Source organism: Aurantiacibacter marinus (genome assembly GCF_001021555.1).
GTDB classification, from domain to species: Bacteria; Pseudomonadota; Alphaproteobacteria; order Sphingomonadales; family Sphingomonadaceae; genus Alteraurantiacibacter; species Alteraurantiacibacter marinus.
Genome location: NZ_LDCP01000001.1, coordinates 708,940 through 723,177 on the forward strand (window position 1 = coordinate 708,940; position 14,238 = coordinate 723,177).

The 14,238-nt window shown below is 58.2% G+C and carries 15 protein-coding genes and 1 tRNA gene; 8 read left to right on the top strand and 8 right to left on the bottom strand.

Annotated elements, in window-relative coordinates:
• Window positions 1–56 precede the first annotated feature (56 nt).
• Window positions 57–806: a bifunctional 2-polyprenyl-6-hydroxyphenol methylase/3-demethylubiquinol 3-O-methyltransferase UbiG gene (gene ubiG / locus AB731_RS03540; protein WP_047092394.1), complete on the bottom strand. Its 750-nt coding sequence runs from the start codon at window positions 804–806 to the stop codon at window positions 57–59.
• A 53-nt stretch (window positions 807–859) separates the two neighbouring features.
• Between ubiG and AB731_RS03545 the strand changes: the two genes are divergently transcribed.
• From AB731_RS03545 to AB731_RS03555, 3 genes are read left to right on the top strand one after another with little or no spacing between them, the layout of a single operon-like run.
• Window positions 860–2,149 (top strand): aspartate kinase, encoded by a 1,290-nt coding sequence (locus tag AB731_RS03545; protein ID WP_047092393.1) that lies wholly within the window; start codon window positions 860–862, stop codon window positions 2,147–2,149.
• Window positions 2,146–3,321, top strand: coding sequence for a formate-dependent phosphoribosylglycinamide formyltransferase (gene purT / locus AB731_RS03550; protein WP_047092392.1), 1,176 nt, complete (start codon window positions 2,146–2,148; stop codon window positions 3,319–3,321). Before AB731_RS03545 ends, purT begins: the two co-directional genes overlap by 4 nt.
• 39 nt (window positions 3,322–3,360) lie before the next feature.
• Complete coding sequence (locus tag AB731_RS03555; RefSeq protein WP_047092391.1) at window positions 3,361–4,371, top strand: NAD(P)H-dependent flavin oxidoreductase; 1,011 nt, start codon at window positions 3,361–3,363, stop codon at window positions 4,369–4,371.
• Here AB731_RS03555 and AB731_RS14195 read toward each other — a convergent pair whose 3' ends face one another.
• From AB731_RS14195 to AB731_RS14285, 3 genes are all read right to left on the bottom strand, one after another.
• On the bottom strand, window positions 4,372–4,842 hold the full coding sequence (locus AB731_RS14195; protein WP_231638824.1) for an NINE protein: 471 nt from the start codon (window positions 4,840–4,842) through the stop codon (window positions 4,372–4,374).
• A gap of 188 nt (window positions 4,843–5,030) precedes the next feature.
• On the bottom strand, window positions 5,031–5,564 hold the full coding sequence (locus AB731_RS13565) for a TonB family protein (RefSeq protein ID WP_052768859.1): 534 nt from the start codon (window positions 5,562–5,564) through the stop codon (window positions 5,031–5,033).
• A 197-nt stretch (window positions 5,565–5,761) separates the two neighbouring features.
• Window positions 5,762–5,890: a hypothetical protein gene (locus tag AB731_RS14285; protein ID WP_269429501.1), complete on the bottom strand. Its 129-nt coding sequence runs from the start codon at window positions 5,888–5,890 to the stop codon at window positions 5,762–5,764.
• 55 nt (window positions 5,891–5,945) lie between these two features.
• Here AB731_RS14285 and AB731_RS03570 point away from each other — a divergent pair, with 55 nt between their 5' ends.
• The 3 genes from AB731_RS03570 (at window position 5,946) to AB731_RS03590 (ending at window position 9,699) form a co-directional block, all read left to right on the top strand.
• Window positions 5,946–6,353 carry a VOC family protein gene (locus AB731_RS03570; RefSeq protein WP_231638825.1) on the top strand — a complete coding sequence of 136 codons (408 nt, stop codon included), beginning with the start codon at window positions 5,946–5,948 and terminating at the stop codon, window positions 6,351–6,353.
• A gap of 377 nt (window positions 6,354–6,730) precedes the next feature.
• A complete protein-coding gene (locus AB731_RS03580) occupies window positions 6,731–7,597 on the top strand; it encodes a dienelactone hydrolase family protein (RefSeq protein WP_047092389.1) in 867 nt (288 codons plus the stop codon).
• Between the two features lie 482 nt (window positions 7,598–8,079).
• Window positions 8,080–9,699 carry an AMP-binding protein gene (locus AB731_RS03590; protein ID WP_047093077.1) on the top strand — a complete coding sequence of 540 codons (1,620 nt, stop codon included), beginning with the start codon at window positions 8,080–8,082 and terminating at the stop codon, window positions 9,697–9,699.
• A 12-nt stretch (window positions 9,700–9,711) separates the two neighbouring features.
• Here the strand turns inward: AB731_RS03590 and AB731_RS14080 are convergent, their stop codons facing one another.
• The 3 genes from AB731_RS14080 to AB731_RS03600 all read right to left on the bottom strand — a co-directional run bounded on the left by AB731_RS14080 (window position 9,712) and on the right by AB731_RS03600 (window position 11,682).
• Complete coding sequence (locus tag AB731_RS14080) at window positions 9,712–9,891, bottom strand: hypothetical protein (RefSeq protein WP_047092387.1); 180 nt, start codon at window positions 9,889–9,891, stop codon at window positions 9,712–9,714.
• A 62-nt stretch (window positions 9,892–9,953) separates the two neighbouring features.
• Window positions 9,954–10,607, bottom strand: coding sequence for a fructose-6-phosphate aldolase (gene fsa / locus AB731_RS03595; RefSeq protein WP_047092386.1), 654 nt, complete (start codon window positions 10,605–10,607; stop codon window positions 9,954–9,956).
• A 133-nt stretch (window positions 10,608–10,740) separates the two neighbouring features.
• The gene (locus AB731_RS03600) at window positions 10,741–11,682 is read right to left on the bottom strand and encodes a complex I NDUFA9 subunit family protein (protein WP_047092385.1); all 942 of its coding nucleotides are present in this window, start codon (window positions 11,680–11,682) and stop codon (window positions 10,741–10,743) included.
• Between the two features lie 233 nt (window positions 11,683–11,915).
• Between AB731_RS03600 and AB731_RS03605 the strand changes: the two genes are divergently transcribed.
• Window positions 11,916–12,002: transfer RNA gene (locus AB731_RS03605), tRNA-Leu, on the top strand.
• A gap of 177 nt (window positions 12,003–12,179) precedes the next feature.
• Window positions 12,180–13,373 (top strand): tyrosine-type recombinase/integrase, encoded by a 1,194-nt coding sequence (locus tag AB731_RS03610; RefSeq protein WP_047092384.1) that lies wholly within the window; start codon window positions 12,180–12,182, stop codon window positions 13,371–13,373.
• Here the strand turns inward: AB731_RS03610 and AB731_RS03615 are convergent, their stop codons facing one another.
• The gene (locus tag AB731_RS03615; RefSeq protein WP_047092383.1) at window positions 13,374–14,237 is read right to left on the bottom strand and encodes an HNH endonuclease; all 864 of its coding nucleotides are present in this window, start codon (window positions 14,235–14,237) and stop codon (window positions 13,374–13,376) included.
• Window position 14,238 lies beyond the last annotated feature (1 nt).

Sequence of the window (14,238 nt, forward strand, 5' to 3'; positions counted from 1 at the left end):
CTGGTAATCAACTGCGGGAAGACCGCCCTGAAGAGCCATACTCGGTCCTCAAACAATCACCTGCGCCGTGCGGTCAGTATGTAATTCAGGGACATATCATCGCTCACATGCAGGCTCTTGACTGGAGAAAAGGCAATGCCCTTCATCTGCGTCACTTCAAGCCCTGTCGCTTCGAGCAGGTCAGTCAGTTCTTCGGGCGTAACGAAATCTTCCCAGTGGTGCGTGCCTTTCGGAACTGCGCCCAAAGCCTCCGCCCCTTCCACCAACAAGGCACGGCTTTTCAGCGTGCGGTTTGGCGTGGACATGATGAGCAGTCCGCCGGACGCGAGGCGCGCGGTAAGCGCGGCAAGAAACGCGGCCTTGTCGGAAACGTGCTCGATCACTTCCATGCAAGTGACAAGATCGAACTGGCCAAGGCCCAGGGTTCCCAGCTCTCCCGGAACGTAGCGGATATCGAGGCCAGCCCCTTCTGCATGGAGCGCCGCGACCTGCGTATTTTCGGGCGCAGCATCCACGCCTGTCACCTCGCCGCCCAGACGCGCCAGCGGTTCACACAGCAGGCCCGCGCCGCAACCTACATCCAGCGCGGTTTTGCCGGCTAGCGGCTTGATGCTTTCAACATCGCCCGCCCAATGCATGTCTATCGCATCCCGGATAAAGCCGAGGCGCACCGGATTAAGCTTGTGCAGCATCGCAGAGGAACCCTTCGGATCCCACCAGTCCCGCGCCAGCTTTCCGAAATGCGCCGCCTCTTCCGGACGGATGGTTGCGGAGTTGGTTTCAGATGTGACAGTTGCGTCTGGCATCAGGCACCCCTAACAGCGCGCGGGGGATTCAACCATACCGATAAGAGGCGGCATTGGCGCGAATAGTAATGAAATTCGGCGGAACATCGGTGGCTGGCACCGAGCGGATCCGCCGCGTCGCGAACATTGTGCGGGCGCAGGCTGCGGCCAAGAACGGCGAGCGCAATTCTGTCGCCGTGGTCGTTTCCGCAATGGCGGGCGAGACCGACAGGCTGGTCAATTTTTGCCGTGAGGCGAACGCGCTGTATGATCCCGCCGAATATGACGTAGTTGTATCGAGCGGAGAGCAAGTGACCGCAGGTTTGCTGGCGCTGACGCTGCAGTCCATGGGCTGCAAGGCGCGCAGCTGGCTTGGCTGGCAATTGCCGCTCAAGACATTTTCCGCCCATGCCAATGCCCGCGTCGGCGAAATTCACGCCGAACGCCTGCTGGAAAGCATGGACGCCGGCGAAATCGCTATCATTCCCGGCTTCCAGGGCATCAGTGATGAAGACCGGATTACCACCATGGGCCGCGGCGGTTCGGATACTTCCGCGGTTGCTATTGCCGCCGCGATTGGCGCGGATCGCTGCGATATCTACACTGATGTGGACGGGGTCTACACCACCGATCCGCGTATCGTGGCGCGGGCGCGCAAGATCAAACATATCGCGTTTGAAGAAATGCTGGAATTGGCATCGGTCGGGGCAAAGGTTTTGCAAACCCGCTCTGTCAGTCTGGCGATGAAGCACAATGTCCCGGTGCAGGTCTTGTCGTCTTTTATCGAAGATTCGTCACCGTCTGCCGACACGCTGCCGGGCACCATGATCGTCTCCGAAGCGGAGATGGCAAAATTACTGGAGGAAGGCCAAGTGGAACGCCAATCCGTAACAGGTATCGCACATGACAAGAATGAGGCGCGCGTCGTGTTGACCCGCGTGCCGGACAAACCGGGCGCGGTTGCCGATATCTTCACTCCGCTGGGCGATGCCGGCATCAATGTGGATATGATCATCCAGAACGTTGGCCGCGACAAGGGTGAGACCGACGTGACCTTCACCGTCCCCCAGGCAGAGCTGGCGCGGGCTCAGGCCCTGTTGGAGGACCGTCAGGAAAAGCTCGGATTCAATCGTCTGATTACGGACAGCAAGGTTGCCAAGATCAGCGTTGTCGGCATGGGCATGAAGAGCCACGCCGGCGTTGCGGCCATGATGTTCCAGTCGCTGGCCGATCGCGGCATCAACGTGCAGGCGATCTCCACATCGGAGATCAAGGTCAGCGTGCTGATCGATGAGGACGAGACGGAATTGGCCGTGCGGGTTCTGCACACTGCCTACGGTCTGGATGCTCCGGAAGAAGTGTGAGCTACACCGCGAAAATACTCTTGCTCGGTTCGGGTGAATTGGGCCGCGAATTCGTGATCTCTGCCAAACGGCTGGGCGCTTATGTCGTCGCCTGCGATGCCTATGACAATGCACCCGCGATGCAGGTGGCCGATGCGCGCGAGGTCTTTTCCATGCTCGACGGAGACAAGCTTCGCAGCACGGTCGAGGCGCATCGCCCCGACTATATTGTGCCGGAGATCGAGGCGATCCGCACCGAAGTGCTGGCAGAGCTGGAAGCCGAAGGCTTTGCCGTTGTGCCCTCCGCCAGAGCAGCGCAATTGACCATGAACCGCGATGCGATCCGCGATCTGGCGGCGAACGAGCTTGGCCTCACCACTTCCCGCTACCGCTATGCCAGCTCTTTTGAAGAAGTGTGCAAAGCCGCCGAATATGCAGGCTTTCCCTGTGTCATGAAGCCGGTCATGTCCTCCAGCGGCAAAGGCCAGAGCACGGTTCATTCGGAAGCCGGTCTGGAAGGGGCATGGGAGATGGCAGTCGCGAATATGCGCGGTGATCGCAAGCGCGTGATTGTCGAACAATTTATCGACTTCGACTATGAAATCACCCTGCTTACCATTCGGCACGCGGGCGGCGTGACATTCTGCCCGCCCATCGGTCACCGGCAGGAACGCGGCGATTATCAGGAAAGCTGGCAGCCCGCGCAGATGACCGATGCGGCGCTCGAAAACGCGCAGGATATGGCGCGCAAAGTTGTTGATGATCTGTGCAGTTCAGGGCTGGGCTACGGTCTGTTTGGTGTCGAATTTTTCGTGAAGGGCGATGAGGTGATTTTCTCCGAACTCAGCCCGCGGCCGCATGATACCGGCATGGTCACTCTCTCCAGCCAGAACCTTAATGAGTTCGATCTTCATGCGCGGGCAATTTTCGGCCTGCCAGTGCCTGCTGATGTGAAGGCGCGCCCGTCTGCCTCGGCCGTGATCCTGGCAGACCGCGATAGCGAAACACTTTCATACGATGGCCTGGCCGAAGCGCTAGCCGAACCCGGCACCGATCTGCGTATCTTTGGCAAGCCCACCAGCCGCCCCTATCGCCGCATGGGCGTGGCGCTGGCGACATCTGGCAATACGGACGAAGCGCGGCGCAAGGCGCAGGCGGCGGCGGACGCATTGCACATCGGCTACAGGCGCTGACGCTTGCCGAAGCGGGCATTGCGCCTTAAGCGCCTTTGCATGAACACCTATCCAAAAACATCGGCGCTGATGGCGCGCGGCAGCGAATTTCTCGGCAGCGAGTATGCGATCTTGTGCGGCGCGATGAGCTGGGTTTCCGAACGCAATCTTGTGTCTGCAATCAGCAATGGCGGCGGCTTCGGTGTGATCGCCTGCGGGGCAATGACGCCCGAACTGCTCGATACGGAAATCGCCGCGACCCGCGCGATGACGGACAAGCCTTTCGGCGTGAACCTGATCACCATGCACCCGGCACTGACCGATCTTATCGGCGTGTGCGCCAGGCACGGCGTTACGCATGTGGTGCTGGCAGGCGGCATTCCGCCCAAGGGCAGTGTGGAGGCGATCAAGGCCTTCGGCGCCAAGGTCATCGTGTTCGCTCCAACGCTGGCACTCGCGAAGAAGCTGCTACGATCAGGCGCGGATGCGCTGGTGATTGAAGGGATGGAAGCGGGCGGCCATATCGGTCCCGTTTCCACCAGTGTGCTGGCGCAGGAATTCCTGCCCGAACTCAGCGCAGATCATGTTGTATTTGTCGCTGGCGGCATTGGCCGCGGCGAGGCGATGGCGGGTTATCTGGAAATGGGCGCAAGCGGCGTTCAGTTGGGCACTCGCTTTGCCTGCGCTACGGAAAGCATCGCCCATCCCAATTTCAAGAAAGCCTTCTTTCGCGCCAAGGCCCGCGATGCAGAGGCCAGCGTGCAAGTCGATCCGCGCCTTCCCGTTATCCCCGTGCGCGCACTGAAGAACAAGGGGACCGCCGAATTCACCGCCAAGCAGCGCGAAGTTGCGGGCATCCTGGATTCAGGCGAAGTCGATATGGGCGAAGCGCAGCTTCAGATCGAGCATTACTGGGCAGGGGCACTGCGCCGCGCGGTGGTGGACGGCGACGTGGAAAACGGATCACTGATGGCCGGGCAAAGCGTCGGTATGGTGAAGCAGGAAGAACCAGTTGCCGATATTATTGCCGCGCTGATGGCGGAAAGCGAAGCTGCGCTTTCGGGCCGCTGATCAGCCATATTTCTGCCAGAACCGCTCTTCGTCCATCGTCAGGTAGATAATGCCTTCGACAATGCCGAGCAGCGCCGGGATGCCAGTCCAGAAGAACAGTGTGTAAAGGATGCCTTGGCCGATGCGGCCGAGATAGTATTTGTGGACGCCCACACCGCCGAGCAAGATGCCGAGTATCCCAGCAGCAACTTTGCTTTTCGCGCGTGTGTAGGGGGCAGCAGTTCCGCCCTGGCGCATCAATTCCTTCTGCCGCAAAGCTGGATCCAGCGTTTCCCCGCAATGGCGACATTTCCTGGCGCGGGCTGAGATATCTTCATCACAGATCGGACAATTGATCCGCACCGCTTCAATAGCGTCTGCGGTCGCCGGCAAAGCGCCTGTGTCCTCTGGAGCAATTCTGAGCGAAGGATTGCTTTCGTCAAGCGGCCCTTTTTTCAGCATGGCGCGAATTTCTTCTGAACGACTTGGCATTCCCAACTCCCATCTGCCCGGCAAGAATGCCCGATTGTGGCGCATTATCAAAGGGCGGATTTGTGGCTGGAATGGACAATCGACCAAGCGCGCTTCCGGAGCGGCGGATGGCAAACAAACCCCGACGCCGCAAGATGCCCTCCGCAGCAGGGCTTCTTGCGACGCCAGAGAAACTGTCAGCCGTGCGCCTAGTGAGCGCGTGTGGCGGTCGCCAGGGTCAACGCCAGGACCGGGGCATCGCCGCGCTCACGCGCAAGAGCCATGCGCGCCGTTTCTTCCCTCTCCAGCTGGGCAAACAGCCGCGCCGCCTGCCTTTCGCTTTGGGCGAATACAATATTCGCCTGGATGACACGGCCTTCGGAGAACCCGGCCATATGGGGAGGAGAAATGTTGTCGAGCCTACGGACAGCCCAAAGCGCTGCACGGTCGAGCTGGTTGCTTCCCGATTCACCAACGATGGTCATATTTTCGGCAACGCCGGCACCATTGGCGATAAATCGCACGCGAACTATGCCGGTCGGATCCAATCTGAGCGGAAAGCTGTAGCGCGATAGATTGGTGTCCAGTTGCCGCGATAATCGCGTAGCGAACCGTGCGTCTTCCGATGTCGGCTGGACGAGAATGTTGTCTTGATCTTGCGAGCGGTCTTGCGCTGCCAGCGGCGCGGACAAAGCGATACCTGCCGATGCAAGTGCAATTTTTGCGATATTAAGATTTTTCATCAGATCATCCTTTCGATTTAAAAAGATGACCGGCCACAGAATGTGCGCGCCAAACGCGTCCCAAATTTCGGCGTGTTCGATTCAAGGTCGATCACGTCCCCGAAGTCTGCGGAACTTCAGGGGCAAAGTCGAAATACTCCTGGATTGTGTTCAAATGAAGCACAAATCTACAAAGCACACTTCAATTACGACAATCTTCATTTTTGCGGAAACTGCGCGATAATTTCTTTGTTCCGTGGATAATTTTCCAACACAATGGCGAAAGTACCGGACTCGGCTCTCGCTGCTTTCAAAAACGACTCGGGCAGGACGGGTGCGCTGGCCATGGCGATGGCGATGGCGGCCTGGCAGGTGCTAGTGCCAGATTGCAACCTCAGGAGAATGGCAATGCATGTCGAACGTCTTGATCACATCAACATCGTCACTGACCGGTTGGATGAAACCGCAGATTGGTATGCGACGATGCTCGATCTCGAACGGCGCAATGCTCCGCCTCCGATGATGCCGGAAGCGGCGCAATGGATGCATGACGGGCAGGGGCGTGCGATAATCCATCTGAATTCGCTCGCATTCAAAAGGACCTTTGATCGCCCGGTTGATCCAGGTTCCCACACTGGCGCTGTTCACCACGTGGCGCTGCGAATGCAAGGTTATGAAGAGGTGGTGGCGCGACTGAAGGCGCACGGCGCAAACTACCGCGAGAATTTTGTAGAGGCGATCAATCTGAGACAAGTATTCACGACCGATCCCAATAACGTGTTGCTTGAGCTGAACTTTTTCGCTGCTTAGAAGGTGCCCGAGGCAAATCGGATTGCTTCCTTTAACAAGTGTAACATTTTGCGCTGTTGCGCGGTGCGTATTCTGTTAGTCTTGCTGCAGTGCAGCAAGAGTTGCATTTGTTCGAAGCCAAAAGGGGTTGCATGGTGACACTGCGCGAGATCATTGCCTATATCTTGATTGCTCTCCTCATGATTGCTGCTGCCTGGGCCATATGGGCAGCGAAGCGCCATCGTCAGCGGGAACGGCAACTTATGCGCGGGAAGATACACACATCCCGCCCATCCTCGCGGCGACGCGAAGGCTGACACATAATCCATCATGATTGCATGACCGCATTCTTCGCTGCTACCGCTCATCTTTAGCGGGGCAGATAAAGGTGTGAAGCAATGTGTGATCAGGATCAGTTTGCGGCAACAGGCCGCATGGATCGCCGCGAATTCGGCAAGTTTGGCGCTGTAGGGGCCGCGGGTGCAGTTGCAGCTTGCGCCCCGGTTGCGGCAGGAGAAGCGGCCGGTCTGGCGACACAAGCTGTAAGCTTCGCAGCCGATGGCGGCACTATGGACGGTGTCTTCATCCACCGGTCGGGCACGGTCAGCCCAGGTGTCATATTGTGGCCCGATATTGCCGGATTGCGTCCGGCGAAGATTGCAATGGGAATGCGCTTGGCAGAAGCTGGCTACGCTGTGCTTGTTGCCAACCCCTATTACCGCTCCGTCACTGGCCAGCAGTTTGAAGATTTCGACGATTGGCGCAGCAATGATGGCTGGAACCGCGTCACCCCTTGGCGGGAAGTGAACACGCCAGATGCTGTCATGGCGACAGCGCGCAGCGTCGTCGGTTGGCTAGATGCGCAGGATGCCGTCGACAGTGCCCGAGGCATCGGCAATCAGGGATACTGCATGACGGGCAGCTGGACGATCTACAGTGCCGCAGCGGTTCCAGGCCGGATCAAGGCTGCGGCCAGTTTTCATAGTGGCGGGCTGACGCGCGGGGAAGCGATGGCTCCGGTCAACCTGCTGGGTGATCTTGCCGCTGATGCGCAAGTTCTGATTGGCATGGCGCGCGATGATTACGCCCGTGACACATCGGCCAAGGATCAGCTTGAGGCGGCCGGTGCTGCTGCGGCGGCCGATGTTTCCGTAGAGGTCTACGATGGTGATCACGGCTGGACCGTGCTGGATAGCCCGGCGTATAACGAGCCCGAGGCTGAACGGGCATGGGCGGCGCTTTTGGCGATGTATGCCAATCTGTAAGGGTCAGGCGCGGACGGAGACAAACCCCGCGTGATTCGCGCGTGCAAAAGGATGGGCCGAAGCCTGCGCCACATTTTCCCCCAGCTATCCTTTTCTCAAAGCGTTTGAGCGGCTCGCCAATTGGCCATGAAGCGTGTGGCGCGCAGCCTTTCTTGCGAAGGCCAGACAATCTTCCTTGGAAGGATCAACGCGATGACGCTTTTTCTCGCCCTGGCCGGCACCAGCGGCCTTCAGCGACGATCAGATTGCCGGATATGCCTGCGGGCGATGCACATTGCACACGCGCGATCTGCATGTCGATACGTTCATGGAGGAAACCGCGCGCAATTTGTCCCGCCCGTTGCCAGCCGGGTCGAAAGCACCTGACCTCGCCGTCCACTCACAGGCGGGTTTTTTGCTTCTTGGACGCGGGCGACAAGCCGGTATAGTGCATCCTGTACTGACCGGCGCTTTTGAATGATCGGTCCCAAACGGAGAGAATGATGACCGAGCAGCGTCTCGAAAAGGCCCATTGCGATTGGTATGCGGACGAGGAAATCCTCGACACCACGATTGGCGGATTGCTGCGCGAACAAGCAGCTGCAAACGGAGACGCCGAGGCCCTGATCGAAGGCCTGCCCGATGGAACAAGCGGGCGGCGCTGGACCTACGCTGAATTGCTGGCCGATGTGGAGCGATTGGCGAAAGGCCTGGCAGCGCGTTTTCAGCCGGGTGAGAGAATTGCCGTATGGGGCCCAAATATCCCCGAGTGGGTGCTGGTTGAATATGCCTGTGCGCTTGCCGGGCTGACGTTGGTGACGGTGAACCCGGCCTATCAAAAACGTGAACTGGATTACGTGCTGCGCCAATCGACGGCTGCTGCACTGTTCCTCGTGAACGAATTCCGTGGCAATCCGATGGCTGCGATTGCGAAAGAGGTTGCCGCAGAAATTCCGCACCTGCGCGAAGTGGTCGACATGCTCGACCATGATGCATTGTTCACCGATCCTATCGGCACTCTGCCGGGAGTCGACACCAATGATCCTGCGCAAATCCAGTATACGTCAGGCACTACGGGCTTCCCCAAGGGCGTCGTGCTGTCGCACCGCAACCTCACCAACAACGCCCGTATTTTTGCCAAATCCGGCAATCTGGGCGATCGCCAGTCTACCATCGGGCTGACGCCGCTGTTCCACACGATGGGGTGTTCGATGGGCGTGCTGGGAGCGTTGCAGACAGCATCGAGCTATTGTCCGCTCCCGTCCTTTGATCCGAATGCGGCGCTTGATCTGATCGCGCGCGAAAAGGTCACATGGACGCTGGCCGTGCCGACTATGGCGGTGGCAATGATTGCGATGCAGAAAGCCAACCCGCGCGATTTGTCGTCATTGAAGATGATCGGAATGGGCGGCGCTATGGTTTCACCTGACCTTGCCAAGGCGGCAGAGGCTGTGCTGGGTTCCAAATCACTTGTCGCTTATGGCCAGACCGAAAGCAGCCCGGTGATCACGAGCGCAAGGCCGAGCGATTCCATCGAAGACATCACTACGACCATTGGCCGCCCGGCACTTGGCTGCGAGGTCGGCATTTTCAACCCTGAGACCAATGAGATTGTGGCTTGCGACACGGTCGGTGAAATCCGCTCGCGCAGCTATGCGACCATGCTTGGCTACAATGACAATCCCGAAGCCACTGCCGAAGCGGTTGACGCTGAAGGTTGGCTTCACACAGGCGATCTTGGCACGATGGACGATCGCGGCTTTGTCCGGATCACGGGCAGGGTGCGCGACATGATTATTCGCGGCGGCGAAAACCTGTTTCCTGCCGAGATCGAGAATGTCCTGCTTGAACTGGACGAGGTGGCCGAATGCGCAGTCGTCGGAGTTCCGGATGAAGTGCTGGGAGAAGCGGTAGCCGCCTTTGTCCGCATGACAGATGGCGCAGTTTTTGACCCGGAAGCCCTGCGCGCGCATTGCCGTTCGCAAATTGCGCCGCAGAAATGTCCTGCCCATTGGCAGCAGGTCAGCGAATGGCCGCTGACAGGATCGGGCAAGATCCAGAAGTTCAAACTGCGCGACCAGTGGATCGCCGAACGCGTAGCGGAAACCGCTACCGGAGCCTGATCAAGTGTGAATTCAGTGGTCTGGCGGCCTGCGTAGTGCGCGTCTGCGCCGCCAGGCCCGCCAGCACCAGCTGCCTCCGAGAACCCCGCTACCGCACAAAAGACCGGCCAAGCCGAACGCGGCCAGTGCGCTGCCGATAGCGCCGAACAGCGCCATAAGGATTTGCACGAAGAATTGAAGAATGGTCTGCATACGCCCCCTTGCTCCGCGCTATTGGCACAGCCGGAGCGGGTGCAGGGTGACCGGGAAAAAGGTCAGAGGATCGATTGCCCCGTCTTCGCCCAATCCGCCATGAAGCCGTCAATGCCCTTATCGGTCAGAACATGCTTTACCAGCGCGTGGATTACCTTGGGTGGGGCAGTCATCACGTCTGCGCCGATACGTGCGGCTTCCAGGACGTGGACCACATGGCGCACGCTGGCGACAAGGATTTCGGTCTCAAACGCGTAATTATCGTAGATCAGCCGGATGTCGCGGATCAGATCCATGCCGTCGGTGCCGTTGTCATCATGCCGGCCAACGAACGGCGACACGAATGTCGCACCGGCCTTGGCCGCGAGCAGTGCCTGATTGGCGGAAAAGCACAGCGTGACATTCACCATGGTGCCATCACGGCTCAGCGCATTACAAGTCTTCAGGCCGTCCATCGTCAGCGGCACTTTGATGCAGACATTGTCTGCGATCTTGCGCAGCACTTCGGCCTCTTTCATCATTGTTTCGTGATCCAGTGCTACGACTTCTGCGCTGACCGGCCCATCGACAATGCCGCAGATTTCCTTGGTCACTTCCATGAAGTCACGGCCGGATTTTGCGATAAGCGACGGGTTGGTCGTCACTCCGTCCAGCAAACCCGTAGAGGCCAGCTCGCGAATGTCGTCAATTTCGGCAGTGTCGACGAAGAATTGCATTGTCTGAGATTTCCTGTGCGGCTGGCTTTTCGTGTTTCGGCTATAGGCGCGGTTTACAGCCTACCGCCACAGGGCAGGCCAAGATTTCCTCTGCTGCGTCGCGCCTGAGGGCCGTTCGCGGTAAGATGAGCCACTACGCCTTGGGTTCGGTAAACCTGCCATGCTTTCGGTAACGTACCATCCAGCGTTCAAGGAACAGCGAAAGCGGCTTGGGATCAATGCCCAGCTTGGCAAGTTGCGGCGTGCCGGCAGACGCCATGCTGCCAGTCTTTAACATAGCCAGCTGATCGCCATTAATTGGCGACAGCGGCAATGCGGCAAACACTTTTGCCAATGGATCAGGCATGGCGAAGAAAGTGCGCTTCCGGTCCTGACCTGCCGCAATCATCTCGTGAATTTCCATCATTGTCAGTGCGTCAGGTCCGGCAGCTTCAAAGATCTTGCCGCCATGCTTGGCCGGATCTTCAACCGCAGCAACCGCAGCGGCCGCGACATCGTCCACCCACACCAACTGGAATTTGGAATCTGCACCAAATACCGGCATCACCGGCATCATCTTCACCATATCGGCAAACATCGGCACCAGCCCGGCTTCTTCGCCAAACACGACAGAGGGTCGGATGATGCTGGCCTTTGGGAAGGCTTCCAGAACCTGACGTTCACCATCGGCCTTGGTGCGATAGTAGCCGGTGTTTGCATCCAGAGACGCGCCGATCGCCGAGATGTAGACAAATCCTTTGGCGCCAGTTTCGGCCGCAACCCTCGCAGCATGGCCGGCGCTGTCTGCTTGCAGTGCCTGCTGGTTTCCATCGAATGTGCCGATAAGATAGACAACAGCGTCCGATCCCTCAACGCATGCCTCGATACTGCGCTTGTCCATCGCATTGCACCGGGCGAACTGGATTTGCCCCAGATTGGCCAGCGGCTTTAATGTGAATGCCTTTTCCGGCTCCCGCGCAGCAATGCGCACCCGGGCGCCACGCTCAAGCAGATCCTGCGCAAGATGTGTGCCGATGAAGCCGCTTCCGCCAATGAGTGTGACGAGCTTGCCTTCGAGCGAAGATGATTTGGCCATTGGGTCCTGCCTTGGCAAATTGGAACGATGAGCTTTGCGTAGCCCTATGCACAGGAGGGCCGCGGCGGGCAATGCTGCGATTACGCATGAATCGCATTAGCCGTTCTCCAAACGCAACCTGCCAAGCGGAAATTCGTGTCGCAAAGCCAAGAGCCGCGTTGACTCGCAGCCCGCCCTGTCCTAACTGCGCGCCCCTACCCGCAGTCGGATCAAGACGACCGAACTGCTCCGGTGCCCAGATGGCGGAATTGGTAGACGCACCAGCTTCAGGTGCTGGCGCTCGCAAGGGCGTGGAGGTTCGAGTCCTCTTCTGGGCACCATTTTATTGTTCGTCAATGTTCGCGAACGGTTGAGAAACTCACGGAAATCTGGGATAAATTGCTCCGAAGCGTTCGGGAGCATTCGCGCATGTTCGTTGAAAATCGCCTGATTCTGGGGGCATCGGAGGGGGCATGTTCCCCCAATTGCTCGTTTTTGGTGAAACTTGGTGCCCCCAGATGCCTCTAAAAGACATCGAAATCAAAGCGATGAAGCCGCGCGAGAAGAACTACCGCAAGGCGGACGGTGGTGGCCTCTACATCGAAGTCTTCCCAAACGGCTCAAAACTGTGGCGTTGGAAGTTCCGCGTTGCAGGGAAGGAAAAGCGGTTGGCGCTGGGGGCATACCCGGCAGTCTCGCTCAAAGATGCGCGCGCCAAGCGCGACGAAGAGAAGGCCAAGCTGTCCCATGGTCTCGATCCAGCACTTGAGCGCAAACGCGGTAAAGTGGCGGCAAAGATTAGCGCAGCTAACACTTTCAGTTCGGTCGCCCGTGAATACATTGAAAGGAAGATGGTCGCCGAGGCACGCGCGAAAACAACCATCAGCAAAGCGCATTGGTTTCTTGAGCAGCTGGAGCCTGCCATTGGTAACATGCCAATCGCAGAGGTCGATCAGCAAATGCTGCTAGCGGCTCTCATGCGAGTGCAGATGCGCGGGCGCTTTGAAACGGCCAAGAAGTGCCGATCCTTCGCTAGTCGTGTTTTCCGATACGCAGCGGCGACCGGGCGATGCAGTTCAGATCCTGCCCACCTGCTCAAAGGCGCGCTGACCACTCCCAAGGCCAAGCACTATGCTGCAATCCTCGAACCAACCAAGCTGGGCGAGCTTCTGCGCGCCATCGAGGTGTTCTCCGGCGGCCCCGTAACCAAGGCGGCTCTGCAAATTGCTCCACATGTGTTCGTAAGACCGGGCGAATTGCGTCACGCCGAATGGTCGGAGTTCGACTTTGAAGCAGGCATCTGGAATTTGCCCGCAGGAAAAATGAAAGCGCGGCGACCTCATTCGGTGCCGTTGTCGGATCAGGTCAAGCACATGCTCCTAGAACTGCGCGAATTTACCGGCTCCGGTAAATATGTGTTTCCCTCAGCCTATGGGCACTCGCGCCCGATGAGTGAGAATACCTTGAACGCCTCGTTCAGGCGAATGGGTTTCGATAAAGACGAAGTTACCGCACATGGGTTGCGCGCCACGGCCTCGACGCTGCTCAATCAAAGCGGGCTCTGGAACCCCGACGCGATCGAGCGCGCTCTCGCCCATGGCGAGAGCAATGCAACACGCGGCGCCTACCATCGCGGGCTATATTGGGATGAGCGTGTCCGCATGGCGCAGTGGTGGAGCGACTATTTAGATGAACGTCGGAACGTCCGATAATCAGTGGGGATGTGAACAGAACCATTCATCGCTAGCGAGACACGAGAACATTACTCTACGCCAGTTGTTCACGGGCAGACTCATATTGACGCTCTTTTCCCGGAGATATTCGGCATACTCTACGGGACTGAAATCTCGAAGCGTGGTTCTACGGGTATCGATAGTTTCGGAAAGGTCCGCTCCGGCTTCAACGCCAAAACGTTCGGCCAAGTCATACTCTAGAAAATGAGCGGCAACGCGGCTCTTTTCTGCCGGAGACCAGTAATCCGGGGGTGAGATGTAATATTCGATAACAGGAGGTCCGCTTGGGATCACTCGTGCGGCAACCCATTGCTCATCGAAAAATTTTTCGTCGTCGAAATAAGGGTGAAGAGTCTGCCCATCGAGTGTTGCCGAAAAGGCGTCCAGCTTCTCTGTGTTGCAATCGCGGCAGCATGGGATCAAGTTTCCCGGCATCACGGAATAGAGCGGAAAATTAGCCTTCGGAATATAGTGATCGAGTGTGCGGACGTGGCCGATATCACCACAAAGCGGGCACTTTCCATTGGCCGTTAGCTTGAGCCGGTCGTAAAGTTGCCGCGCAGGCTTTCCCTTCGGCACAAAGTACTGAGTGTATAGTTTTGTAAGAGCCGATTTTCGCAAGTTGCCATAAACCACTAGATCGCCGTCATCGCTCGCGATGCGGGGCAGGCTATAAAGCATCGCAGTTTGCGCACTCGCTTGAAACTCAGTCTCGATCGCGACATCATTTGGATCGGCGAACTGCGCCTGATAGTTTGCCCGAACGGTCGCGTCCCCGACTCCGCTAATGGCTTCGGAAAGGGCTGTGCGAAAATCTATAAGAGGCGAGGGCAAACGACGCATG